Origin of the sequence: Streptomyces sp. NBC_00016 (assembly GCF_045040885.1) — a bacterium.
In the GTDB taxonomy this organism is placed as follows: domain Bacteria; phylum Actinomycetota; class Actinomycetes; order Streptomycetales; family Streptomycetaceae; genus Streptomyces; species Streptomyces coriariae.
In genome coordinates this window covers 6,273,431-6,297,381 of record NZ_CP108304.1, presented here as the reverse complement: position 1 = coordinate 6,297,381, position 23,951 = coordinate 6,273,431, and the positions used below count along the sequence as shown (strand labels likewise).

Here is a 23,951-nt window from a genome sequence, read left to right as displayed (position 1 = left end):
CGCGTTTTCGAAGGGAACGAACATGAAGAAGCTGTGGGCGACCGCGGCCCTCGCCGCCTCCGCCGCCGGTCTCGCCGGGCTGAGCGCCCCTCAGGCCCTCGCCATCGGTGACGACAGCGGCACCACGTCCGCCAGCGGCAACGGCGCGTCGTCGGAGTTCGGCAACTCGGCCACCTTCGGCGACCAGAGCCCGCAGCTCTCGCTGGTCCAGGGTTCGCTGAACAAGCCGTGCATCGGCCTGCCTGCCAAGTTGGGGCTGCAGGGGCTCGTCGGCGCTGTCCCGATCAACGTCCAGGACATCAACGTCCTGTCCTCCCCGCAGAACCAGCAGTGCGTCGAGAACAGCACCCAGGCCAAGGGCGACGAGCCGCTGTCGCACATCCTGGACGACATCTCGGTCCTGGCCGGCAACGGCGCGGGCAACGGCTGAGCAACGGCCTGACGTACCGCTGCGGCGGGTCACCGGTTCTCCGGTGGCCCGCCGTTTCGTGTGTTCACCCGCGGACGTCCCGCGGTCTCACTTGCGGTACAGGTGCTCGATCTCGTCGGCGTATCTGGCCGTCACCGCGTGCCGTTTGACCTTCAGGGACGGGGTGAGCAGTCCGTTGGTCTCGTTGAACTCGCCCTCGACCAGGGTGAAGGCGCGGATCGACTCAGCCCGGGAGACGGCCTCGTTGGCGTAGTCGACGGCCCTTTGGACGTCCGCGCGCAGGCGGGGATCGCGCAGTACCTCGGGGAGCGGGGTGTCGGCGGGGAGCCCGCGTACGGTCAGCCAGTGGGCGATCGCGTCGGGGTCGAGGGTGACGAGGGCGGCGACGAACGGGCGGTTGTCGCCGACGACCAGGCACTGGCCGACCGGGGTGCGGCTGCGCAGCCGGTCCTCCAGGACGGCCGGGGAGACGTTCTTGCCGCCGGAGGTGACCAGGATGTCCTTCTTGCGCCCGGTGATGGTGAGGTAGCCGTCGTCGTCGAGGGAACCGAGGTCGCCGGTGGCGAACCAGCCGTCGGTGCGGACCTCGGCGGTGGCCGCCGGGTTGTTCCAGTAGGAGTCGAAGACCACTCCGCCCTCGATGAGGATCTCGCCGTCGTCGGCGATCCGGACGGCCGTGCCGGGAACGGGCCGGCCGACGGTACCGGGCCGGGGTTTCAGGGGCGGGACGAGGGTGGCGGCGGCGGTGGTCTCGGTCAGGCCGTAGCCCTCGTAGACGATGATGCCGGCCGCGTAGAAGAAGAGGCTGAGGGTGCGGTCGAGGGGGGAGCCGCCGCTGATGGCGTAGCGCATGCGGCCGCCGAGCTCCTTGCGGATGCGGCGGTAGACCAGCAGGTCGTAGAGGGCCCAGGCGGCGTAGAGGCCCGGCCCGGGGCCCTTGGCCTTCCCCTTGACCTTCTCTTTGGCCTTCCCCTTGCCCCCGTCGTTGTCTCCGCCGCCGTGTCCGTCTCCGCTTTCGCGTCCGTCTCCGCTTTCGCCCTCGCCTGCGCCTGCGCCTTCGTTCAGGAACTTGTCGAGGTAGGCCTGGGCGAAACGTACGGCGATGCGTTCGGCGCGGTCGAAGGAAGCGCCGCGGCCGATCTTCTCGGCGGTGGCGCGGCCGGTGTCGTGGATGCGCTCGAAGAGATAGGGGACGCCGACCAGGAAGGTGGGGCGGAACTCCTTGAGAGCGGGACGGAGTTCGTCGGGTTTGACGCTCGGGAAGTGGCCGGTCTCGATGCGGGCCATCAGACAGGCGATCTGCAGGGTGCGGCCCATGATGTGGGCGAGCGGGAGGAAGAGGAGGGTGGAGGCGGTCTGGCCGGTGACCTCCTTGAAGATCGGGTGGAGCAGTTCGAGGGTGTTGGCGGCCTCGGCGTGCAGGTTGGCGTGGGTGAGGACACAGCCCTTGGGGCGGCCGGTGGTGCCGGAGGTGTAGCAGAGGGTCGCGGTGGTGCCGGGGGTGAGGGCGGCTCGGCGCGCGGTCACCTCCTCGTCGGGGAGGTCGCGGCCGAGGGCGTGCAGTTCGGCTACCGCGCCCGCGTCGAGTTCGAGGATGCGCGGGGGCAGCGGGTGGTGTGCCGTGCCGGTCGTCGCCGTACGGGCGTTGTCGGCGTTCTCGACGACGATCAGGGTGGCGCCCGAGTCCCGGACGATCCAGTCGACCTGCTCGGCCGACGAGGTGGCGTAGATGGGGACGGTCTGGCCGCCGGCCGCCCAGATCGCGAAGTCCAGGAGGGTCCACTCGTAGCGGGTGCGGGACATCACGGCGACCCGGCCGCCCTGCGCGAGGCCGTGCGCGATCAGGCCCTTGGCCGTCGCGGTGACCTCGGCGGCGAACGCGGCGGCGGTGACCGGGTGCCAGCCGACGGGCCTCCGGCGGCGCAGCACCACCGCCTCGGGGGCTTCGGCCGCGTTGGTGAAGGGGAGGTCGGCCGTGCTGCCCGTGGTGGGCGGCGCCACCAGGGGCGCGGTGCGGGCCTCCCGTACGGTGCCGGTGTCGTCCCTGAGCAGGTCGACCCGGGTGCGGGAGGCCAGGTCGGTGCGCTTCCGCGCCCGCTTCAGATCCTTGCGTACGCCCATGACGGCTCCCCGGTCGCGGTGCGGCTGCATGTGCCGGGTGAGTAACTTACTCACGCGTAAGGTTCTGCACTAGAGGTCGAGACGGCTTGCGTCGTCGATCGCGTCGGCGAGGCCGCGGACGTCCTTGTCCTCGGTCTTGTTCGCCAACCTTTCGGCGGTTTCCCGGAGTTCGCCCAGGCTGGGGGCGTCCGGCAGGGGGCTCTCAGGTCGGCGCAGGGCCTCGGCGAAGTAGGCGGCGGTCGCCGTGACCTGGAAGCGGACGGGTGCGTCGGTGAGCCGGTCGTGCAGGGCGCCGGTCTCCAGGCGGCCGGAGTTCTCGTGCGGGGTGCGGGTGTCGGGGTCGAGCCAGCGCACGGTGGCGGTGGCGAGACGGCCGTCGGCGCCGGGCTCGGTGCGTACCGCGTAGAGGGCGGTGACGGTGTGGCCGGGGCCGACCTCGCCGCCGTCGACGCGGTCGTCGCGGAAGTCGTCGTCGGCGACCCGGCGGTCGTCGTAGCCGATGAGGCGGAACTCGGCGACGGTCTCGGGGTCGAAGGCGACCTGGGCCTTGGCGTCGCGGGCGGTCAGGTCGATGTTCCGCGGGAGGTCGGTGGAGAAGACCTCGCGGGCCTCGTCCTCGGTCGAGACGTAGGTGGTGTGGCCGTCGCCCTTGTCGGCGAGGCGTTCCATCAGGGCGTCGCCGTAGTCGCTGCCGACACCGACGCCGAAGAGGGTGATGCCGTGTTCGCGGCGGGCGGTGGAGATGCGTTCCAGGATGGAGTCGGCGTCCGTGTCCCCGGTGTTGGCGAGGGCGTCGGAGACCAGGACGACCCGGTTCGTGGCGCCCTCGCGCAGGCCCTCGACGGCGGTGGCGTAGCCGGTCTCGACACCGGCGCCGAGGTTGGTGGAGTCGGTGGGTTCCAGGCCGCCGATGGCCTGGTGGACGCGGTCGCGGTGGTCGCCGAGGCGGGTCATCGGAAGGACGGTCTCGGCCTCGCCGCTGAAGGTGACGAGGGCGACGGAGTCGTCGTCGCGGAGGCGGTCGGTCATCGTGCCGAGGGCTGACCTGGCCAGGTCCAGACGGCCCGGTTCGGCCATCGAGCCGGAGACGTCGATGACGAAGGTGAGGGCGGCGGGCGGGCGTTCGCCCTGCTGCTCGGCCGTGCGGGTGGCGAGGCCCACGCGGACCAGGGACCAGTCGTCGACGCCGGTGCGGGCGCCGTCGACGGTGACCGAGAAACCGTTGCCGTCGGGGCGTTCGTAGTCCTGGCGGAAGCTGTTGACGAACTCCTCGGGGCGGATCGTCGAGGGGTCCGGGCGCTGTCCCTCGGTGAGGGTGCGGCGGGCGTAGCCGTACGACGCGGTGTCGACGTCGAGGGCGAAGGTGGAGAGGTGGTCGGGGGCGGCCGTCCTGCCGTCCTCGTCCGCCTCCTTGTCCGCGTTCCTGTCCGTGTTCCCGTCCGTGTCCCCGCGGGGTGCGTTCGGCGCGGGGAAGGCCTCGCTGCCGCGGGCCGCTCCGTCCGAGGCCCCGCCGCTGTCGGAGCCGTCCGCGCTGCAGCCGGTGAGCAGCAGTGCGGTGGCCGCCGCGGTGGCGAACAGTCGTGGTATCCGGTGTGTCCGGTGTGTCCGGTGTGCCTTCATGTGCGTGCCCCCTGTGTCCGTCGACGTCTGTGACTGTGACGGGACAGGGGGCCGGAACGTGCGACACGGGGTGTTGCGGATCCGTCTCGAACCGGGCACGAGGGCGGGTCTTCGAGACCGGTGGGTGACCCTCCGGTGACCTAGGACACCACGTCCTTGCGGGCGAAACCCCGGAAGGCCAGGGCGAACAGGACCAGGGCGTAGGTCACGGAGACGGCGGTGCCCTGGATCATGCCGGACCACTCGGGGGTGGGCTGGACGGCGTCGGCCCAGGCGAACTGCCAGTGCGCGGGCAGGAAGTCGCGCCAGTCGCCGAGGGCGGTGACGGCGTCCAGGACGTTGCCGACGATGGTCAGGCCGACCGCGCCGCCGACCGCGCCGAGCGGGGCGTCGGTCTTCGTCGAGAGCCAGAACGCGAGCCCGGCGGTGACCAGTTGGGAGACGAAGACGTACCCGACCACGATCACCAGCCGCTGGGCCGCCGTGCCGGAGTCGAGCGCGCCGCCCGTGGGCAGCTCCAGGGGGCCCCAGCCGTAGGCCGCGGAGCCGACGGCGAGGGCGACGACGGGCAGCAGGACCATCGCGGCCAGGCTGAGGCCGAGGCCGACGACGAGCTTGGACCACAGCAGGCGGGCCCGGGGCACGGGGGCGGCCAGGAGGTAGCGCAGCGAGGACCAGCCGGCCTCCGAGGCGACCGTGTCCCCGCAGAACAGGGCGACCGGGATGACCAGGAGGAAGCCCGCGGACACGAACAGGTTGACGGCGGCGAAGTTGGCGCCGGACGCCGTCGCGGTGTCCATCAGGGTCACCTGGTTGTTGCGGCCGCCGGGCTCGCCGCCGATCGCGAAGGCGATGAGCAGGACGAACGGCAGGGCAGCGAGGATGCCGCCCATGACCAGCGTGCGGCGGCGCTTGAGCTGGCGGACCAGCTCGACGCGCAGCGGCAGCGTGCGGCCCGCCTGGTAGCCGGAGGCGACCTCGGTGAGCGTGCTCATGCGGAACCTCCGATCAGGGTGAGGAAGGCGTCCTCCAGGCGGCGGTGCGGGCCGACGGCCTGGACGGGCACGTCGAGCCGGACGAGTTCGGCGACCAGGCGCTGGGCGCTGCCGTCGGCGTCCAGCCGGACCAGCAGGCCCTCGGCGGCGGGGACCGCGGAGGCCACCCCCGGCAGCGCGGCGATCTTCTCCACGACCGGCTCCTCCACGGGGGTGGCGGTGCCCACGAGGAGCGTGTCGCCGGAGCCGACGATCTCGGCGACCGGTCCCGCCTGGACCAGCCGGCCCCGGTCCATGACCACGAGGTGCGTGCAGGACTGCTCGACCTCGGACAGGAGGTGGCTGGAGACGATGACCGTGCGGCCGGCCGCCGCGTACCGGATCATCACCTCGCGCATCTCGCGGATCTGCGGCGGGTCGAGGCCGTTGGTCGGCTCGTCGAGGATGAGCAGGTCCGGGAGGCCGAGCATGGCCTGGGCGATGGCGAGACGCTGCCGCATGCCCTGCGAGTAGGTGCGTACGGCGCGGGCGAGGGCGTCGCCGAGGCCGGCGATCTCCAGGGCCTCCGCCAGGTGGGCGTCCCCGGCGGGGCGGCCGGTGGCCTGCCAGTACAGCTCCAGGTTCTCCCGGCCGGACAGGTGCGGGAGGAAGCCGGCGCCCTCGACGAAGGAGCCGACTCGGGAGAGGACGGGCGCGCCCGGGCGGATGGCGTGGCCGAAGACCCGGATCTCGCCGCCGTCGGGGCTGATCAGACCCATCAGCATGCGCAGGGTCGTCGTCTTGCCCGCGCCGTTCGGGCCGAGGAGACCGAGGACCTGGCCCTTCTCGACACGGAACGACAGGTCGCGGACGCTGTAGCGGTCGCCGTTCGCGTACTTCTTGCTCAGGTCGGTGATCTGGAGCGGGACCTCGGCGAGCGCGGGGTCGGGGGCGGGGCCCGCGGTGCGGCGGCGGGCCGTCAGCAGCAGGGCGAGCGCGATCGCCGCGCCCGCGAGGGGCAGCCACCAGACCCAGGACGGGAGCGGGGCGGCCGCGGTCGTCACGGCGGGGGCGGTCGGGACCTTCAGGTCGCCCTTCATCGAGACGGTGTACGTCGCCGGGGTCATCGGGGAGGCGTAGCCGAGGTCGGTGGAGGCGAGGACCAGGCGCAGCCGGTGGCCCTCCTCGACCTTGTGGTCGATCGCCGGGAGCGTGATCGTGACGTCCTTGCCGGCCTTGGCGCCCTCGACGCGGACCGGGGTGACGAGCTGGGAGGGCAGCACCTGGCTGCCGCTGCCGCTGACGTCGTAGACCTTGGCGAAGAGGACGGCGGTGTCGGACGTCGACTTCACGTGGACGGTGACCGTCGGGGAACCGGTGACCCGCAGGTCGCCGGTGACCGGGGCGGAGTCGAAGGCGGCGTACTGGCCGGGGAAGTCGAGGGAGACGCCGACGCCGAGGGAGGAGAGCTGGGAGAGGCCTCCGCCGCCGAGTCCCGGCAGGGCCGAGACGGCGGGCGGGCTGGCGCCCGGCGGGTTGGCGAAGGACTGCTCCTCGCGGCGGCCGGTCAGGGGGAACGCGCGCTCGCCGTTCTCCAGGCCGGGGTAGCTGTCCGCGCTCGCGCCCCTGAGCTGGGCGGCGCCGTCGGTGGAGTCGACGCCTCCGGTGCGGGTGACGCGGAAGGCGGGGCCGGTGTCGGCGGCCTTGTCGTCCTTGAGGTAGCGGTCGAACCAGGCACGCACGCGTGTCTGGACGCGATCGCCCTCCATGTCGCCGCCGTCGTGGCCGCCCGCGATCCAGTCGACGTCGACGGGGGCGCCGTTGGCGCGGATCGCCTTCTCGGCCGCGTCGGACTGGGCGAGCGTGAAGAGGGAGTCGGTCTGGCCCTGGATGAGCAGCGTGGGGACCTTGATGCGGTCGGCGACGGCGGACGGCGAGCGCTGTTCGAGGAGCTCGCGGGCGGCGGTGTCGGGGGTGCCGGACTCGGCGACGCGGTCGTACATCGCGGCCAGGGCGGGTTCGAAGCGGGCGGAGCCGCCGCCCGTGTTGAAGAAGATGCCGGCCCACAGCTTCTTGAACACGCCGTCGGGGAACAGGGCGTCCGCGAGGTTCCAGTAGGTGATCGCGGGGGCGATGGCGTCGACGCGGTCGTCGTGGCCGGCGGCGAGCAGGGAGATCGCGCCGCCGTAGGAGGCGCCGGCCACGCCCACCCGGGGGTCGCCTGTCTTGTCGAGCTGCACCTGGGGCTGTTTCGCGAGCCAGTCGATCAGTCGGGAGACGTCGGCGACCTCGCCCTTCGGGTCGTTCAGCCCGATCTTGCCGGTGGACTTGCCGAAGCCGCGCGCCGACCACGTGAGCACCGCGTATCCGTCGCGGGCCAGCTTCTCGGCCTGCTGACGTACGTCGTCCTTGCTGCCGCCGAAGCCGTGCCCGAGGAGGACGGCGGGGCGGCGGCCGGCGGCGCCGGAGGTGAAGTAGGAGGTGTCCAGCTTCACGCCGTCCACCGCCATGACCCGGTCGGTGTGGCGCACCGCGGGCGTGTCGTCGTCGGAGGCGACGGCCGTCCAGGTACCGGCACCGGCGAGTACGACCACGGCGGCCACGGCGGAGACGATCCGTCGCGGCCGCCGTGGTCCTCGCAGACCGGGCAGTCGAAGATCCATGCTTCAACCGTACGGGGTCAACCTGTCGTGGAGTTGTCGACCGGAGACCGAACTCGTCGCCATCCCGGCGGCGTACGGAGCCGTCGCGCCCTACACCAGACGCGGTACTCAGACCGGTGTGTCCTGGGCGTCCTCCGGGATCGACACCAGCCAGCGGGTGTCGCGGTGGGGGCGGAGGTAGAAGGCCCAGTAGAGGGTGGCGGCGGCGGTGATGCCGCCGGTCCACACGAGGTAGGCCGTCTCCTGCTGGGTGAGGATGTAGCCGAGTACGACGATCAGCAGGACCGGCAGCACCGGCCACAGGGGCATGCGCCAGGCGTGGGTGTCCTTGTGCCGGCCGCGGCGGGAGAGCAGCGCGGCGACCGCGACGAGCAGGTACATGCCGGTCACGGAGACGCCGGTGACGCCGTACAGGGTGTCCAGGTTCACGAAGCAGAGCAGCGCGCCGGGGACGCCGACGGCGAGGGTGGCGACCCAGGGGGAGCCGAACCGGCCGAGCTTGGCGAAGAGGTCGTTGACCGGCCGGGGCCAGGCCTTGTCGCGGGCGGAGGCGAACAGGACGCGGGAGTTCTGGATGACCATCACGATGCCGGCGTTGATGATCGCGAGCGCCACGCAGAGGCTGACGAAGGTGCCGACGGCCGAGTTGGACCAGGCGGTGACCATGGCGCCGATGTCGCCGCCGGTCAGCTCGGTGAGGTCGGAGGCGCCGAAGGTGATGGCGACGACCGGGACCAGGATGATCACGGAGGAGATGGCGAGGGTGGCGAGGACCGTGCGGGCGACGTTGCGGCGCGGGTTCTCCAGCTCCTCGGAGAGGTAGACGGCGGTCGAGAAGCCCTGGGTGACGAAGAGGGCGATGGCGAGGCCGGAGACGACCAGCATGGCGGTGACGGTGTCGGTGTGGCCGTCGGCGCCGGCGACCTGCATCGAGACGAGGCTGCCCGCGCCGCGGTGGCCGTGGGCGAAGCCCAGCACCGCGACGACGGCCGCCGCGATGACCTCCAGGACCAGGAAGACGCCGGTGATCCAGGCGTTGGCGCGCAGGTCGAGCAGGCCGGCGAGGGTGGCGAGCAGCATGACGGCGGCGCCCGCGAGCGAGGGGTCGAGGTGGACGAGGGGGGCCAGGTAGTCGGCCGTGCCCATCGCGATCACCGGCGGGACGATCATGACGACGAGCAGGGAGAGAACGAAGACCAGCCAGCCGGCGAGCCGCCCGGCCAGGGTCGACACCATGGCGTACTCGCCGCCCGCGCTGGGGATGAGGGTGCCCAGCTCCGAGTAGCAGAACGCCACGGCGATACAGAGCAGCGAGCCGATCGCGATCGTGAGGGCGGTCGCGGTGCCGAGCGAGCCGAAGAGGTCCGGGACGACGACGAAGAGGGTGGAGGCGGGGGTGACGCAGGAGAGGGTGAGGAGGGTGCCGCCGACGACTCCGATGGAGCGCTTGAGCTTCTGGGGACTGTCGGGCACCTGGGGGAGGGCGGCCTCGACAGGGCGGAGCGTGTCGGTCATGCGGCGATTCCGATCGACTCGTGCGGCGGGGGTGAGGCGGGAGCGCTATCGCCTCCGGCGGCTTTGGTCGTACGTCGTTCGTCCGCTCCCGGCGGCTGCATGGAATCCCGACGGAAACCGGTGCGTCAATAGGTGTTCACCTACGGAATCCGTTGCCGATGGCCCTTCGTAGTCACGGATTTGGCAGTTACGGGCGGACCGTTCCGCCCCCTCGGGACCTGCGGGAACCGCAGGGCGGGCGCCAAAAAAACGTGCGGACGTTCGGGATACGGACGTGTCAGTGCGTCCCTCCAGGGTTCGGGGATCACAGACGAAGCACAGGGTGGGGACTCATGAAGCTGAAGTACGCGGCCGTTACGACGTCGACCCACAGGCCTCGGGACCGCTCGAGGGCAAGGAGTGGATGAAGATCGACGGCTCGGCCGTCTTCGGTCGGCAGGGCGCGCAGGCGCTCAGCGGCAGCAGCGGCGGCAGCCCGTCGGCGTCCATGAAGGGCCTGACGTACGCCGACAACGTCGAGGGCATGGGCAAGTACAAGGAGGCCTACGGCAACGAGGACAACCTCTTCGGCTCGCTCACCGGCGGCGCGACCTCGATCACCACGGATGTCTGGGTCGGAGCCAAGGACCTGCCGGTACGCATGATCCAGGAGATCGGCACCATGAAGGTCACCATGGACTTCGAGAGGTTCGGCGCCACGGCCGAGGTGAAGGCGCCGCCGGCCGCGCAGACCGGCGACCTCACCGAGGCGATCAAGGAAGCCGGCGCCGCACAGTGACACGACCGCGCCCTGCCCCTCGCGAGAGGGGACAGGGCGCGTTCGGGCCTCAGTGGTTGCGGGGGAAGCCCAGGTCCACGCCGCCGGGGCCGTCGGCCGGGTCCGGCCAGCGGGTCGTGACGACCTTGCCGCGGGTGTAGAAGTGGGTGCCGTCGTTGCCGTAGATGTGGTGGTCGCCGAAGAGCGAGTCCTTCCAGCCACCGAAGCTGTGGTAGCCGACGGGGACCGGGATCGGGACGTTCACGCCGACCATGCCGGCCTCGATCTCCAGCTGGAAGCGACGGGCCGCGCCGCCGTCCCGGGTGAAGATCGCCGTGCCGTTGCCGAACGGCGAGCTGTTGATCAGGGCCACACCCTCGTCGTACGTGTCCACGCGCAGCACGCACAGCACCGGGCCGAAGATCTCGTCCTGGTAGGCCTTCGCGGTCGTCGGGACCTTGTCCAGCAGCGAGATGCCGATCCAGTGACCGTCCTCGAAGCCCTCGACCGTGTAGCCGGAGCCGTCCAGGACGACCTCCGCGCCCTCGGCCGCCGCGCCCGTGACGTAGGACGCCACCTTGTCGCGGTGCACCTTCGTGATGAGCGGGCCCATCTCGGAGGTGGGGTCGTTGCCGGGACCGATCTTGATCTTCTCGGCGCGCTCGCGGATCTTCTGCACCAGCTCGTCGCCGATCGCGCCGACCGCCACGACCGCGGAGATCGCCATGCAGCGCTCGCCCGCCGAGCCGTAGGCCGCCGAGACGGCCGCGTCGGCCGCCGCGTCGAGGTCGGCGTCCGGGAGAACCAGCATGTGGTTCTTCGCGCCGCCCAGCGCCTGGACCCGCTTGTGGTTCGCGGCGGCGGTGGTGTGGATGTACCGGGCGATCGGCGTCGAGCCGACGAAGGACACGGCCTTCACGTCCGGGTGCTCCAGGAGGCGGTCGACCGCGACCTTGTCACCGTTGACGACGTTGAAGACGCCGTCCGGCAGCCCGGCCTCGGCCAGCAGCTCGGCGAGCTTCAGGGACGCCGACGGGTCCTTCTCCGACGGCTTCAGCACGAAGGTGTTGCCGGTCGCGATGGCGATCGGGAACATCCACATCGGGACCATCGCCGGGAAGTTGAACGGCGTGATGCCCGCGACCACACCCAGCGGCTGGCGGATCGACGACACGTCGACCCGGGAGGCCACCTCGGTGGACAGCTCGCCCTTCAGCTGCACGGTGATGCCGCACGCCAGGTCCACGATCTCCAGGCCGCGCGCGACCTCGCCCAGCGCGTCCGAGTGCACCTTGCCGTGCTCGGCCGTGATCAGCTCCGCGATCTCGTCCCGGTGCGCGTCCAGCAGCGCCCGGAACTTGAACAGGATCGTGGTGCGCTTGGCGAGGGACGAGGTACCCCAGGTGGCGTAGGCGTCCTTGGCGGCGGCGACCGCGGCGTCGACCTCGTCGACGGTCGCGAACGCGACCTTGGTGGTGACGGCGCCGGTCGCCGGGTCGGTGACCGGCCCGTACGTACCCGACGCGCCTTCGACGGTCTTGCCGCCGATCCAGTGGTTGACGATCTTCGTCATGACCGAGTACTCCTTCACAGATGGCGGCGACGGGTGGAGACGTGCCGTTCGTACAGCTCACGTGCCTTCACCGCGGACGATCGGGTCGCGGTCTCGGCCACAGGTACATCCCACCAGGCCTGCGCGGGCGGCGGGCCCGACACAGTGTCGGCCGTTTCCGTCTCGACGTAGACACATGTGGGAGTGTCGGCGCGGCGCGCCTCGGCGAGGGCCTCGCGCAGTTCGCGGACGGTCTTCGCGCGCAGCACGCGCATACCGAGGCTGGCCACGTTGGCGGCCAGGTCGACGGGCAGCGGGGCCCCGGTGAAGGTGCCGTCGTCCGCGGTGTAGCGGTACGCGGTGCCGAACCGCTCGCCGCCCACCGACTCCGACAGACCGCCGATCGAGGCGTAGCCGTGGTTCTGCACGAGCAGGAGCTTGATCGCGATCCCCTCCTGCACGGCCGTCACGATCTCCGTCGGCATCATCAGATAGGTGCCGTCGCCGACCAGTGCCCAGACGTTGCGCTCGGGAGCGGCCAGCTTCACGCCGATCGCGGCCGGGATCTCGTACCCCATGCAGGAGTAGCCGTACTCCAGGTGGTACTGGTCCCGGGAGCGCGCCCGCCACAGTTTGTGCAGGTCACCGGGGAGTGAACCGGCCGCGTTGATGATCACGTCCGACTCGTCGGCGAGGGCGTCCAGGGCGCCGAGCACCTGCGGCTGGGTCGGCCGTACGTCCGGCTCCTCGGCCTCGTAGCAGGCGTCGACGCGCTGCTCCCAGCGCTCCTTGTCCTCCGAGTACTCGGTGACATAGGCGTCCGTGACCCGGTGGGCGTGTGTCTGGAGGGCCGCGGTCAGCTCGCCGAGGCCGCTGCGGGCGTCGGCCACGAGCGGCAGACCGGCGAGCTTGTGGCCGTCGTAGGGCGCGATGTTGAGGTTGAGGAAGCGGACGCCGTCTGCGGCGAACAGGGTGTTGGAGGCGGTGGTGAAGTCCGTGTACCGGGTGCCCACGCCGATCACCAGGTCGGCGGTGCGGGCGAGTTCGTCCGCCGTCGCCGTGCCGGTGTGGCCCACGCCGCCCACGTCCTGGGGGTGGTCGTAGCGCAGCGAGCCCTTGCCGGCCTGGGTGGAGGCGACCGGAATGCCGGTGGCCTCGGCGAACTCGGCGAGCGCCTCCTCGGCGCGGCTGTGGTGGACCCCGCCGCCGGCGACGATCAGCGGGCGGCGGGCGGCACGGATCGCGCGGACCGCCTCCGCGAGTTCGGTCGGGTCGGCGCCCGGACGGCGTACGACCCAGGTGCGCTCGGCGAAGAACTCGTCGGGCCAGTCGTAGGCCTCGGCCTGGACGTCCTGGGGCAGCGCGAGGGTGACCGCGCCCGTCTCCACCGGGTCGGTGAGGACGCGCATCGCCTGGAGGGCCGCCGGGATCAGGGCCTCGGGGCGGGTGACGCGGTCGAAGTACCTCGACACGGGGCGCAGCGTGTCGTTGACCGACACGTCGCCCGCGTAGGGGACCTCGAGCTGCTGGAGCACCGGGTCGGCGACGCGGGTGGCGAAGATGTCGCCGGGCAGCAGCAGGACCGGAAGGTGGTTGACGGTCGCCAGGGCGGCGCCGGTGACCAGGTTGGTCGCGCCGGGGCCGATCGACGTCGTCACCGCGTGGGTGGACAGGCGGTTCGACTGGCGGGCGTAGCCGACGGCCGCGTGGACCATCGACTGCTCGTTGCGGCCCTGGTGGAACGGCATGTCGTCGCCGTACTCGACCAGCGCCTGGCCGAGGCCGGCGACGTTGCCGTGGCCGAAGATGCCCCAGGTCGCGCCGATCAGCCGCTGCCGTACGCCGTCGCGCTCCGTGTACTGGGCGGCGAGGAAGCGGACGAGTGCCTGGGCGACCGTCAGCCTCGTCGTCGAGGTCTGCGCCGTCATCGGTAACCCCCTGTGCTCTCTACGTGGTCCGGGTGGAAGCAGATCCGCCACTCCCGTGTCTCGCCCGGTCCCGCCATGACGTTCAGGTAGTACATGGCGTGGCCGGGCTGGGCGATGGCCGGGCCGTGCCAGCCGTCGGGGACGAGCACGGCGTCGCCGGAGCGGACCTCGGCGAGGACGTCGGATCCGCCCTCGCGTGAAGGGGATACGCGCTGATAGCCGAACCCGTTCGGGCCGTCGATCTCGAAGTAGTAGATCTCCTCGAGTTCGGCCTCCTCGCCCGGCCGGTGCTCGTCGTGCTTGTGCGGCGGGTACGAGGACCAGTTGCCGCCCGGGGTGATCACCTCGACGGCGATCAGCTTGTCGCAGTCGAAGGCGTCGGCGGAGGCGAAGTTGCGCACCAGACGGGCGCAGTTGCCGCTGCCGCGCTCTTCGACGGGGACCTCCGGCGCGGGGCCGTAGCGGGCGGGGAGTTGTCGCTCGCACTTCGCTCCTGCCAGGGCGAAGCGGCCTCCCGCGCCGGAGGCGATCTGGACCCGGGCGTCACGGGGAACGTACGCGAAGTCGGTTACCGACGCGAAAACGCTCTCCCTGCCCAGGAGTTGGAACTCATCACCGGCTGTTTGCACGGTACATCCGCCTTTCAGCGGAAGCACGATCCACTCACTGTCACCCGTGCTGAAGAGGTGCGTGCCACCCGGCTCCAGCTCGACGATCCGCAGACTGCAGTAACCCCAGCCGGCTCGTTTCGGATCGATGTCGAGCGTGTAGTCGGCGCCGGCCGTGGTGCCGTGCGGAAGGTACAGGTCGTGGTGCGGCTCTGTGTGTGTCATGCGGCCCTCACAGCAGTCCTACGGCGGTGTCCACGGCGGCGGCGACATCCCCGTCCGCCGGGTAGAGCAGCGAGCGGCCGACCACCAGGCCCCGGACGGTGGGGAGCTGGAGCGCCCCGCGCCACTTCTCGTAGGCGCCGTCCTGGTCCTCGCCGACCTCGCCGCCCAGCAGGACGGCGGGCAGTGTGGACGTCTGCATGACCTCGGCCATGTCGTCGGGGTTGTCGGTGACCGGGAGCTTCAGCCAGGTGTAGGCCGAGGTGCCGCCCAGGCCCGAGGCGATGGCGATCGACTTGGTGACGGCCTCGGCGGAGAGATCGTTGCCCACCTTGCCGTCCGGGGTGCGGCGGCTGATGAACGGCTCGACGAAGAGGGGGAGCTCACGGGCGGCCATGTCGTCGATGGCGCGGGCCGTGGACTCCAGGGTGGTGAGCGAGCCCGGGTCGTCGTAGTCGATGCGCACGAGCAGCTTGCCCGCGTCGAAGTTCAGCCGCTCGATGTCCTCGGGGCGGTGGCCGGTGAAGCGGTCGTCCAGCTCGAAGACGGATCCCTGGAGGCCGCCGCGGTTCAGCGAGCCCATGACGACCTTGCCGTCGAGGGCGCCGAGGAGGAGGAGATCGTCCAGGATGTCGGCGGTCGCGAGGACGCCGTCGACGCCGGGCCGGGAGAGGGCCAGGCACAGGCGCTCGAGCAGCCCGGCCCGGTTGGCCATGGCCAGCCGGTCGCCGCCGACGCCGAGCGCGCCACGGGCCGGATGGTCGGCGGCGACGATCATCAGGCGGCCGGAGTCGCCCAGCAGCGGTCTGCGCGGGCGGCGGGCGGCCGCCTCGGCGATGGCCTCGGGGTGCTGCGTGCGCAGGCGGACGAGTTCGGAGATGTCCACGGTCGTCACAGGACGGCCCCCGCCTTGAGCGCGGCTTCCACTTCGTCCGGTGTCGGCATCGCGGAGGAGCACTCCAGCCGGGAGGCGACGATGGCGCCCGCGGCGTTGGCGTGACGCATGATCTTCTCCAGGTCCCAGCCCGCGAGCAGACCGTGGCAGAGGGAGCCGCCGAAGGCGTCACCGGCCCCGAGGCCGTTCAGGACGCTCACCGGGAGCGGCGGGACCTCGGCGGACTCGCCCTTGCTGTTGACGGCCAGGACACCCTTGGGGCCCTGCTTGACCACCGCGAGTTCGACACCGGCGTCCAGCAGCGCCTGGGCCGCGGCCCGGGGTTCGCGCACTCCGGTGGCGACCTCCACCTCGTCGAGGTTGCCCACGGCGACGGTGGTGTGCTTGAGGGCCTCGACGTAGAACGGGCGGGCCGTGTCGGGGTGGCTCCAGAACATCGGGCGCCAGTCGAGGTCGAAGACCGTGGTGCCGGCCCTGGCCCGGTGGGCCAGGGCGGCGAGGGTCGCCGTACGGCTGGGTTCCTCGCTCAGGCCGGTGCCGGTGACCCAGAAGATGCGGGTCTCACGGACGGCGTCGAGGTCGAGTTCGTGGGCGTCGATCTCCAGGTCCGGCGCCTTGGGCTGCCGGTAGAAGTACAGCGGGAAGTCGTCCGGCGGGAAGACCTCGCAGAAGGTGACGGGCGTCGGCAGTCCGGGCACGGCGGTGACCCAGCGGTCGTCGACGCCGAAGCCGCGCAGGGCCTCGTGCAGATAGGTGCCGAAGGGGTCGTCACCGGTACGGGAGATCACCGCCGTCTCGCGGCCGAGGCGGGCTGCGGCGACCGCGACGTTGGTCGCCGATCCCCCCAGGAACTTCCCGAAGGACGTGACCTGCGGGAGTGGGACGCCCGTCTGTAGCGGATAGAGGTCCACCCCAATCCGCCCCATGGTGATCAGGTCGTACGCCATCGAGTTCCCTTCACATCGGTTCGTTCGTCGACTCGGCCCCGAGGCGCCGCTCGTGGACGTCCCCGACACACGTCCCGTATCGGCTCTCACGGCTTTCTAGCCCCGCGCGGCGGGCCCTGTCAATGTTTTGTCCAGACATTCGGACCAGCCCTTGACACCCCCTTCGGTGAGACAGCACGCTGACGCCCATGACGTCGTTGTCACCTCAGTCACCAGTTTCCGGTGTTTCCCGCATCCGTGTCGGATCCGCCCCCGACAGCTGGGGCGTCTGGTTCCCGGACGATCCCGCCCAGGTCCCCTGGCAGCGCTTCCTCGACGAGGTCGCGCAGTCCGGCTACGAATGGATCGAGCTCGGCCCCTACGGGTACCTGCCGACCGATCCCGCACTCCTCACCGAGGAGACGGCCAAGCGTGGCCTGAAGGTGTCGGCGGGCACGGTCTTCACCGGCCTGCACCACGGCGAGGCCGTCTGGGAGAAGACCTGGGCCCACGTCGCGGACAACGCGGTGCTCGCCCAGGCGATGGGCGCGAAGCACCTGGTCGTCATCCCGTCCTTCTGGCGGGACGACAAAACCGGCGAGGTACTGGAGCCGGACACCCTCACACCCGAGCAGTGGCGCAACCTCACCTCGCTGACCGAGCGGCTCGGCAAGGAGGTGCGGGAGCGGTACGGCCTGCAGATCGTCGTCCACCCGCACGCCGACACCCACATCGACAGCGAGGAGAACGTGGTCCGCTTCCTGGACGGCACCGACTCCGGCCTGGTGTCGCTGTGCCTGGACACCGGGCACTACGCGTACTGCGGCGGCGACAGCGTCAAGCTGATCGAGACCTACGGCGAGCGGATCGGATACCTGCACCTCAAGCAGGTCGACCCGGAGATCCTGGCGGACGTGCGGGCCAACCAGGTGCCCTTCGGGCCGGCCGTCGCGCGGGGCGTGATGTGCGAGCCGCCCACCGGTGTGCCCGCGCTGGGGCCGGTGCTGGAGGCCGCGCAGAAGCTGGACGTCGATCTGTTCGCGATCGTCGAGCAGGACATGTATCCGTGCGAGCCGGACGCTCCGCTGCCCATCGCGCAACGTACGCGGGCGTTTTTGAGGTCGTGCGGGGCGTAGACGCGCCCACCGGGGTGCCGGGCTCTGTGCCCGTGCGCGTGCGGGTTGTGTGGGGCTTGTCGCGCCCACGCGGCGGAGCCGCATATGGATACAGCCCCGCGCCCCTAGGTGGGCTGCGGTTGCCGCTTCTAGCATGAGTGCCCATGGCGGCGAGGGCAGTACACGTCCGGTCGGGTGAAGGGCCGAGTGGCTCCTGGGAGTTCGCCATGGGCTCGCCCCATCCACGGCTGCGGCCCGGAGTGATGAGCTACCGCGGGATCCGGCTCGCCATGAACCGGCCGCGGCGGCGGCTCGAGACGCCCATCGGGGCCTCGACCCTGCTGCTGGGGTTCGAGCAGCCGGTGCGGATCTCGCGGGCGGGGCGGACGCCGGACACGCTCGTGTCCGTGTACTGCGGGCCCACGACCACGCCCGCCGTCGGGGAGCACGGCGGGCGGTTCTCGGGCATCGAGGTGCTCATGACGCCCTGGGCCGCGTTCACCCTCTTCGGCACGCCCCAGCACGAGCTCGTCAACCGCACCGTCGACCCCGACGAGCTGCCGCACTCCCTGGGGTCGCCGCTCGGTGAACTCGCCGCCGCGCTGGCCGCGTTACCCGGCTGGGCGGACCGGTTCGGGCTGCTGGACGAAGTTCTCACCCGGTGGCGGGAGGCCGGTACGCCGAGTTCGGAGCGGGTGGCGCGGGCCTGGTCGCTGTTGGTGCGGACGAGCGGCGCGATACCGGTGCCCCGGCTGGCCGAGGAGGTCGGCTGGAGCGTACGGCACCTGGAGAACCGTTTCCGTGAGCAGATCGGGCTCGGCCCCAAGGCGGCGGCCCGGGTGCTGCGGCTGCAACGGGCCCGTCGGCTGCTGGCGCAGGGGCAGAGCGCGGCAGAGACCGCCGCCCTCTGCGGCTTCTACGACCAGGCCCATCTCAGCGGCGAGTTCAAGGCGATGACGGGATACACGCCGAGGGAGTTCGCGCAGGCCAGGCGGCTTCCGGCGCAGGTGTCGCCGGCCGCGGACCGGCTGAGCGGGGAGGCGACGAGCCTGGTCCTGCCGACCCGCCCGGACGATTGGTCCGGACCGGGTGCGCATTTTTCCAAGACCCGCCGCATTGGCTGAATACAGGCTGGGGGTCTGCCAGTTGATCCGGCGATTTCCGGCCGTTCCGGGTGCTTCGAGCCTTCCGGTGCTTCGAGCACTCCGGACTCTTCGGTCGTTCTGGTCGTTCCGGGGGGATGGCGGGGAGCGGGAACGGGTCGGGCCTGTCGCAGCGGGCCCGGCCCGCCTCCTGTCGGCGACCTCGGGGCAGTTGTCAACACGCCCCTCCCATGAGCCCCGCACACTTCTCTGCTTCACCTGTGTCACAAACTCCTCTTTTATGTCACACATGTCGCGTGTACGCGGGCCTTGTGTCACACGAGGTCAACAGCCGCTTCCTCACGGTCACCGGGTGTCGTTCACCGGGCACAGGCTTGGTGATCGCCAGCGCAGTGCCGGGCTCCCCCGGGCGGCCTCCCGGCCGCCGACCCCCGCGCGCGCAGGGAGGTGCAACTCATGACCGACCGAAGGCTCTGGTCCTACAAGGAGATCGCGGCGCACATCAAGGTGCAGCCGGACACCGTACGGTCCTACCGCAAGCACGGACTGCTGCCCCAGCCCGACCACGTGGAGGGCGGCAAGCCCTTCTGGTACGCCGACACCGTGCGTGCCTGGGTCGCCTCCCGGCCGGGCAACCGGGGACGCGCTCTGGACTGACCCTCGGCGGAGAGAAAACCTGCTGTGCCTCACGGACGCGTGGGGCACAGTGCTGCGGGTGAACTTCTCCGTCAAGCCCCTGCTCTCCGGCCCGAAGACCGTGCTGCGGCCCTTCACCGAGGCCGACGCCGACACCATGTGGGAGATCATCGGCGACCCCGAGGTCGTCCGCTTCACCTTCCCGCCGAACAGCGACCTCACCCGCGAGCGGGTGCGTTCCTGGTACGGCTCCCGCGCCGAGCAGCCCGACCGGCTGGACCTCGCCGTCACCGACCGCGACACCGGCGAACTGGTCGGCGAGGTCGTGCTGCACGAGTGGGATCCGGACGCCCGCAGCTGCACCTTCCGCACGCTGATCGGAGCCCGGGGCCGCGACCGCGGGTTCGGTACCGAGGCGACCCGGCTCATCGTCGGCCACGGATTCGAGCAACTGGGCCTGCACCGCGTCCAGCTGGAGCTGTACGGCGACAACGAACGGGCCCGGCGCGTCTACGAGAAGGTCGGGTTCGTGGTCGAGGGAGTGCGGCGGGAGGCCGCGCTGCGCAACGGGGTGTGGGTGGACGAGGTGCTCATGGCGATCCTGGACCGGGAGTGGGCCGCGCTCAGGCCCACGGATCGATGACCGTCACCCCGGCGCCCGGGGCGCTGCCCAGCGCAGACAGGGCGGCCGGGGTCTCGTCCAGTGTGATCGTCGACGTCACCAGCAGATCGGGGCGCAACACCCCCGCACGGACCAGCTCAAGCATCTCCGGATAGGTGTGCGCGGCCATGCCGTGGCTGCCCAGGATCTCCAGTTCCAGGGCGATGGCACGGGCCAGCGGGACCGGGGTCGTGCCGTCCGCCGAGGGGAGCAGGCCGACCTGGACGTGCCGGCCGCGGCGGCGCAGCCCGTTCACCGAGGCGGCGCAGGTGGCGGGGGAACCGAGCGCGTCGAGGGAGAGGTGGGCGCCGCCCCCGGTCAGCTCACGGACCGCCTCCGCCGTGTCCGGCACCCCCCGCGCGTCCAGGCACTCCGCCGCGCCGAACTTCCGCGCCAGGTCCAGGGCCTTCGGGGACACGTCCACCGCCACCACCCGTGCCCCGCTCGCCGCCGCGATCATCACCGCCGAGAGGCCCACGCCTCCGCAGCCGTGCACCGCCACCCACTCCCCCGCCGCGACCCGGCCCTGCTGCACCACCGCCCGGAACGCCGTGGCGAACCGGCAGCCGAGGGAGGCGGCGGTGGCGTACGACAGGCCGTCGGGGATCGCGACCAGGTTCACGTCGGCGTGCTCCAGGGCCACGTACTGGGCGAAGGAGCCCCAGTGCGTGAAGCCTGGCTGGGTCTGCCGCTCGCACACCTGGTGGTCGCCGGCCGCGCAGGACGGGCAGCTGCCGCAGCCGCACACGAAGGGGACGGTGACCCGGTCGCCCGCCCGCCACCCGGTGACCCGGGCACCGACCTCCTGTACGACACCGGCGAGTTCATGCCCGGGCACGTGCGGCAGGGTGATGTCCGGGTCGTGGCCCATCCAGCCGTGCCAGTCGCTGCGGCACAGGCCGGTGGCCTCGACGCGCACGGTGACTCCGTGCGGGGCCGGTCGGGGGTCGGCCAGTTCACGTACCTCGGCCGGCTCCCCGTACCGCTCGAACACCACAGCCCGCATGTGCCCTCACCCTCGCCTTCGCCCGCGGAGACCGGCGGTGCCCCGCGGAGACCCACGGTGACCCGCGGACCTCCGTCCACCATGGATCTCCGCGAACGCTAACCGTGCGCGTCGACCTTGTCCCGCCCGGGCCCGTCGGGCGCGGATTCGTCCGGCGCCGGTTCCGGCGCGGCGGCCGGTGCCTGCCGGGCCGGCTCCCCCTCGCTCAGCCCGAACCGCTGGTGGAACCTGCGCAGCGGTGCCGGTGCCCACCAGGTGGCCCTGCCGGTGAGGCGCATGATGGCCGGGACCAGGAGGCTGCGCACCACCATCGCGTCCATCAGGACCGCCAGGGCGATCCCCAGGCCGAGCATCTTGGTGTTGGTGACCCGCGAGGTGCCGATCGCGACCATCACCACCGCCAGGATGACCGCCGCCGCCGTGATCAGGCCGCCGGTGCGCCGCAGGCCCAGAGCGACCGCCCCTTCGTGGTCGCCGGTGCGGTCGTACTCCTCCTTGATGCGGGAGAGCAGGAACACGCCGTAGTCCATCGAGAGGCCGAAGGCCACGCAGAACATCAGGACCGGGAGGGTGGTCTCGATGGATCCGGGGCTGGTGAAGCCGAGCAGGCCGGAGAGGTGGCCGTCCTGGAAGACCCAGACCACCGCGCCGAACATCGCCGTCAGGCTGAGCGCGTTGAGCAGCACCGCCTGGAGCGGGATCAGCACGCTGCCGGTCAGCAGGAAGACCAGGAGCAGGGTGACTATGGCGATGAAGGCGACCGCCCAGGGCAGTTGGGCGCCGATCGCGTGCTTGGAGTCGACCAGGACGGCCGCCGTGCCGGTCACGGCGGTGTCGAAGGGTGCGGATGTGGCGCGCAGCTCACCCACCAGGTCCTGGGCCGCGTCGTCGACGGCCTCGCCCTTGGGCAGCACCGTGAAGTACGCCGAGTCGCCGTTCACCAACGGGCCGTCCACCCGGGCCACTTCCGGCAGCGCGGCGACGCGCTCCTTGTAGGCGGCGTACTGGGCCTGGGTCGCCCTGCCCTCGGCGAGGACCTCGAGGCCGCCGCCGGGACTGCCCGGGAAGCCGTCCCTGATGTGCTGCTGCACGACGTGGGACTCGGCCGAGGAGGGCAGCTGGCGGTCGTCGGCCGTGCCGAACTTCACGCCGAGGAAAGGCAGTCCGAGGAGGACGAGGACGGCCGTGGTGGCCAGCGCGAAGAAGGGGGCGCGGCGCATGACCAGGCTCGCCGTGCGGGCCCAGGCCCTCCCGCCCTCGTCGCCGGGCGCCGGCGCGGGCCGGCCCCGCCGGAACAGGCGGCGCAGATCGAGGGAGTTGACCCGGTCGCCCAGCAGGATCAGCGCCGCCGGGAGCAGGATCAGGGCGGCCGCGGCGGCCAGCAGGACCACGGCCATGCCGGCGTAGGCGAAGGAGCGCAGGAAGTACTGGGGGAAGAGGAGCATCGCCGCCAGGGACACCGCGACCGTGAGCGCGGAGAACAGGACCGTGCGCCCGGCCGTGCGCAGGGTGGTGCCGATGGCCGTCGACGGGTCGGCGCCGGCGGCGAGTTCCTCGCGGAAGCGGCGGACGATGAACAGGGCGTAGTCGATGGCGAGGCCGAGCCCCAGGGCCGTGGTGAGGTTCATCGCGAAGATCGAGACGTCGGTGAACCGCGTGAGGCCGCTGAGGACGGCGTTGGTGCCGAGGATCGCGACGATGCCGATGCCGAGCGGCAGCAGGGCGGCGATCGCGCTGCCGAAGACCATCACCAGCAGCACCAGGGTGATCGGCAGGGCGATCATCTCGGCGCGGGTCAGGTCCTCCTGGATGATGGTCTGCATCTCGTGCCGCACGGCGACGCCGCCGCCGATCTTCACCTCCACCGGCCCGTGCGTGCCGCGCAGGGCGGGGGCGATGCGGTCGAGGGTCTCCCCCATCGCCTTCTCGTCGCCCGTGATGCGGGCGGCTATCAGCGCTTCGTGGCCGTCCTGCGCGCGCAGGGCGGAGGCCGCTCCCGCGTCGGCCTGCCAGTAGGAGCCGACGCCGACGATGCCCTTCTCGGCGGCCAGGCTCGCGGTGAGCCGGTTCGCCTCGGCGACGACCGCCGGGTCGTCCACGGAGGCCCGGCCCGCGTCGACCAGCAGCAGAAGGTTGGGCTGGGAGCCGGGGAACTCGCGCTCCAGGGCCTTGGTCGCGTACGTGGACTGCGCGCCCGGATCCTCCCAGCCGCCGCTGCCCAACCGCTCGGCGACCCCACTGCCGGCCAGCACCGCGAGCACGGTGAGCACCAGGGCCGCGAGCAGCGACAGCCTGGGCCGGGCGGTCACGAAGCGGGTCCAGCCTCCGGGACGGGGTGGGCTGTTGACTTCGGTCATCGTGCGGTGTCCCCTTCACCCTGCAAGCAGTCGTGCAAGCCGTAAAATGGCAAACACGAGAGAGCGCTCGCGTTTCTGATCCCAGAATGCGAGCGACCACTCGCGTTTGTCAATCGGGTCCGGGAAAGCTGGGGAAAACGCGTGGCCGAGAGCCAGGAGAAGGAACAGCCGCGCCGGCGCCAGGCGCGCGGCGAGCGGCGTATCGCACAGCTGCTCGAGGCCGCGGCCAGCGTCTTCTGCACGACCGGCTACACCGCCGCCAGCACCAACGCCATCGCCCGCGAGGCCGGTGTCTCACCGGGCACGCTCTATCAGTTCTTCCCGAACAAGGAAGCGATCGCGATCGAGCTGGGCGACCGCCTGATGCACGAGATGCGCGACACCTTCGGCGAGGCGCTCGCCCCGGTCGACCCCGCGACCCCGCTGGAGGAGGCCGTCGATGCGGCCGTGGACCGGTTCATCGCCTTCAACTGCGACCATCCGGTGTTCTTCGCCCTCATGCACGGGCCCGACATCCCCGGGCACATCGCCGAGGAGCACGACGCGCTGCACGCCACCCTGCTCGCCCGTATCGAGGGCCTGCTCTCCTCCCTGCTGCCGGACTCGGCGCCCACCGACCTCACCCGCACGGCGCACATGTGCCTGGGGCTGTACAAGGCGGGCCTGGAGCTGGTCCTGGGCCACGAGGGCGCCGAGCGCGACGCGTATGTGCAGGAGCTGAAGCACGTACTGATCCGCTACCTGGAGCCGCTGGTGGGCGACCGGCTGGGCCGGGTCGAGGGCAGCGGCGCCGGGGCCACTGCGGCCCGGTAGTCCGGGTACCCGCCTGCTCTGCCGGAAGCATGCGCACACCCTCCGCGCG

19 protein-coding genes are annotated in these 23,951 nt (G+C 71.6%); 7 read left to right on the top strand and 12 right to left on the bottom strand.

The window, feature by feature from the left end:
- The first annotated feature begins 22 nt into the window (after positions 1-22).
- On the top strand, positions 23-430 hold the full coding sequence (locus OG933_RS27925) for a rodlin (protein WP_327183171.1): 408 nt from the start codon (positions 23-25) through the stop codon (positions 428-430).
- 87 nt (positions 431-517) lie between these two features.
- Here the strand turns inward: OG933_RS27925 and OG933_RS27920 are convergent, their stop codons facing one another.
- The 5 genes from OG933_RS27920 to OG933_RS27900 all read right to left on the bottom strand — a co-directional run bounded on the left by OG933_RS27920 (position 518) and on the right by OG933_RS27900 (position 9,323).
- Complete coding sequence (locus tag OG933_RS27920) at positions 518-2,551, bottom strand: AMP-dependent synthetase/ligase (RefSeq protein WP_405633542.1); 2,034 nt, start codon at positions 2,549-2,551, stop codon at positions 518-520.
- Between the two features lie 69 nt (positions 2,552-2,620).
- The gene (locus OG933_RS27915; RefSeq protein WP_405629369.1) at positions 2,621-4,171 is read right to left on the bottom strand and encodes a von Willebrand factor type A domain-containing protein; all 1,551 of its coding nucleotides are present in this window, start codon (positions 4,169-4,171) and stop codon (positions 2,621-2,623) included.
- Positions 4,172-4,311: 140 nt separating this feature from the next.
- Entirely contained in the window at positions 4,312-5,166 is an 855-nt protein-coding gene (locus OG933_RS27910; protein WP_362525422.1) for an ABC transporter permease, read from the bottom strand.
- A complete protein-coding gene (locus OG933_RS27905) occupies positions 5,163-7,808 on the bottom strand; it encodes a CocE/NonD family hydrolase (protein ID WP_362525424.1) in 2,646 nt (881 codons plus the stop codon). Before OG933_RS27905 ends, OG933_RS27910 begins: the two co-directional genes overlap by 4 nt.
- Before the next feature lie 108 nt (positions 7,809-7,916).
- A complete protein-coding gene (locus OG933_RS27900; RefSeq protein WP_405629367.1) occupies positions 7,917-9,323 on the bottom strand; it encodes an APC family permease in 1,407 nt (468 codons plus the stop codon).
- Positions 9,324-9,645: 322 nt separating this feature from the next.
- Here OG933_RS27900 and OG933_RS27895 point away from each other — a divergent pair, with 322 nt between their 5' ends.
- A complete protein-coding gene (locus OG933_RS27895) occupies positions 9,646-10,101 on the top strand; it encodes a hypothetical protein (RefSeq protein WP_405629366.1) in 456 nt (151 codons plus the stop codon).
- A 49-nt stretch (positions 10,102-10,150) separates the two neighbouring features.
- Here the strand turns inward: OG933_RS27895 and mmsA are convergent, their stop codons facing one another.
- Genes mmsA through iolC form a run of 5 tightly spaced genes read right to left on the bottom strand, consistent with a single transcriptional unit; the run spans position 10,151 to position 16,232 of the window.
- Complete coding sequence (gene mmsA, locus OG933_RS27890) at positions 10,151-11,653, bottom strand: CoA-acylating methylmalonate-semialdehyde dehydrogenase (protein ID WP_057600240.1); 1,503 nt, start codon at positions 11,651-11,653, stop codon at positions 10,151-10,153.
- Positions 11,654-11,667: 14 nt separating this feature from the next.
- Positions 11,668-13,560, bottom strand: a complete 1,893-nt coding sequence (gene iolD / locus OG933_RS27885; protein WP_362525431.1) for a 3D-(3,5/4)-trihydroxycyclohexane-1,2-dione acylhydrolase (decyclizing) — start codon at positions 13,558-13,560, stop codon at positions 11,668-11,670.
- Positions 13,557-14,393 carry a 5-deoxy-glucuronate isomerase gene (gene iolB / locus OG933_RS27880; RefSeq protein ID WP_405629364.1) on the bottom strand — a complete coding sequence of 279 codons (837 nt, stop codon included), beginning with the start codon at positions 14,391-14,393 and terminating at the stop codon, positions 13,557-13,559. Before iolB ends, iolD begins: the two co-directional genes overlap by 4 nt.
- Before the next feature lie 7 nt (positions 14,394-14,400).
- Positions 14,401-15,285: a hypothetical protein gene (locus OG933_RS27875; RefSeq protein WP_054240088.1), complete on the bottom strand. Its 885-nt coding sequence runs from the start codon at positions 15,283-15,285 to the stop codon at positions 14,401-14,403.
- On the bottom strand, positions 15,282-16,232 hold the full coding sequence (iolC, locus tag OG933_RS27870; protein ID WP_405629362.1) for a 5-dehydro-2-deoxygluconokinase: 951 nt from the start codon (positions 16,230-16,232) through the stop codon (positions 15,282-15,284). Before iolC ends, OG933_RS27875 begins: the two co-directional genes overlap by 4 nt.
- 188 nt (positions 16,233-16,420) lie before the next feature.
- Here iolC and OG933_RS27865 point away from each other — a divergent pair, with 188 nt between their 5' ends.
- The 4 genes from OG933_RS27865 to OG933_RS27850 all read left to right on the top strand — a co-directional run bounded on the left by OG933_RS27865 (position 16,421) and on the right by OG933_RS27850 (position 19,708).
- Positions 16,421-17,347, top strand: coding sequence for a sugar phosphate isomerase/epimerase family protein (locus tag OG933_RS27865; protein ID WP_405629361.1), 927 nt, complete (start codon positions 16,421-16,423; stop codon positions 17,345-17,347).
- Positions 17,348-17,616: 269 nt separating this feature from the next.
- Entirely contained in the window at positions 17,617-18,450 is an 834-nt protein-coding gene (locus tag OG933_RS27860) for a helix-turn-helix domain-containing protein (RefSeq protein ID WP_362525577.1), read from the top strand.
- A 435-nt stretch (positions 18,451-18,885) separates the two neighbouring features.
- Positions 18,886-19,086: an AlpA family transcriptional regulator gene (locus tag OG933_RS27855; protein WP_020131726.1), complete on the top strand. Its 201-nt coding sequence runs from the start codon at positions 18,886-18,888 to the stop codon at positions 19,084-19,086.
- Positions 19,087-19,144: 58 nt separating this feature from the next.
- Positions 19,145-19,708, top strand: coding sequence for a GNAT family protein (locus OG933_RS27850; protein WP_362525440.1), 564 nt, complete (start codon positions 19,145-19,147; stop codon positions 19,706-19,708).
- On the opposite strand, the gene OG933_RS27845 is transcribed toward OG933_RS27850, so the two are convergent.
- Positions 19,689-20,732 carry a zinc-dependent alcohol dehydrogenase family protein gene (locus OG933_RS27845; protein ID WP_362525442.1) on the bottom strand — a complete coding sequence of 348 codons (1,044 nt, stop codon included), beginning with the start codon at positions 20,730-20,732 and terminating at the stop codon, positions 19,689-19,691. The genes OG933_RS27850 and OG933_RS27845 overlap by 20 nt on opposite strands.
- A gap of 98 nt (positions 20,733-20,830) precedes the next feature.
- Positions 20,831-23,089: an MMPL family transporter gene (locus OG933_RS27840; protein ID WP_405629358.1), complete on the bottom strand. Its 2,259-nt coding sequence runs from the start codon at positions 23,087-23,089 to the stop codon at positions 20,831-20,833.
- Between the two features lie 141 nt (positions 23,090-23,230).
- Here OG933_RS27840 and OG933_RS27835 point away from each other — a divergent pair, with 141 nt between their 5' ends.
- Positions 23,231-23,902 carry a TetR family transcriptional regulator gene (locus tag OG933_RS27835; RefSeq protein ID WP_405629357.1) on the top strand — a complete coding sequence of 224 codons (672 nt, stop codon included), beginning with the start codon at positions 23,231-23,233 and terminating at the stop codon, positions 23,900-23,902.
- The last annotated feature ends 49 nt before the right edge of the window (positions 23,903-23,951 follow it).

Excerpts from the sequence above, each read along its gene's own strand:
- OG933_RS27925 (WP_327183171.1), top strand. The coding sequence starts at position 23 with ATGAAGAAGCTGTGGGCGACCGCGGCCCTCGCCGCCTCCGCCGCCGGT.
- OG933_RS27920 (WP_405633542.1), bottom strand. The coding sequence starts at position 2,551 with ATGGGCGTACGCAAGGATCTGAAGCGGGCGCGGAAGCGCACCGACCTG.
- OG933_RS27915 (WP_405629369.1), bottom strand. The coding sequence starts at position 4,171 with ATGAAGGCACACCGGACACACCGGACACACCGGATACCACGACTGTTC.
- OG933_RS27910 (WP_362525422.1), bottom strand. The coding sequence starts at position 5,166 with ATGAGCACGCTCACCGAGGTCGCCTCCGGCTACCAGGCGGGCCGCACG.
- OG933_RS27905 (WP_362525424.1), bottom strand. The coding sequence starts at position 7,808 with ATGGATCTTCGACTGCCCGGTCTGCGAGGACCACGGCGGCCGCGACGG.
- OG933_RS27900 (WP_405629367.1), bottom strand. The coding sequence starts at position 9,323 with ATGACCGACACGCTCCGCCCTGTCGAGGCCGCCCTCCCCCAGGTGCCC.
- mmsA (WP_057600240.1), bottom strand. The coding sequence starts at position 11,653 with ATGACGAAGATCGTCAACCACTGGATCGGCGGCAAGACCGTCGAAGGC.
- iolD (WP_362525431.1), bottom strand. The coding sequence starts at position 13,560 with ATGACGGCGCAGACCTCGACGACGAGGCTGACGGTCGCCCAGGCACTC.
- iolB (WP_405629364.1), bottom strand. The coding sequence starts at position 14,393 with ATGACACACACAGAGCCGCACCACGACCTGTACCTTCCGCACGGCACC.
- iolC (WP_405629362.1), bottom strand. The coding sequence starts at position 16,232 with ATGGCGTACGACCTGATCACCATGGGGCGGATTGGGGTGGACCTCTAT.
- OG933_RS27865 (WP_405629361.1), top strand. The coding sequence starts at position 16,421 with ATGACGTCGTTGTCACCTCAGTCACCAGTTTCCGGTGTTTCCCGCATC.
- OG933_RS27860 (WP_362525577.1), top strand. The coding sequence starts at position 17,617 with ATGAACCGGCCGCGGCGGCGGCTCGAGACGCCCATCGGGGCCTCGACC.
- OG933_RS27855 (WP_020131726.1), top strand. The coding sequence starts at position 18,886 with ATGACCGACCGAAGGCTCTGGTCCTACAAGGAGATCGCGGCGCACATC.
- OG933_RS27845 (WP_362525442.1), bottom strand. The coding sequence starts at position 20,732 with ATGCGGGCTGTGGTGTTCGAGCGGTACGGGGAGCCGGCCGAGGTACGT.
- OG933_RS27840 (WP_405629358.1), bottom strand. The coding sequence starts at position 23,089 with ATGACCGAAGTCAACAGCCCACCCCGTCCCGGAGGCTGGACCCGCTTC.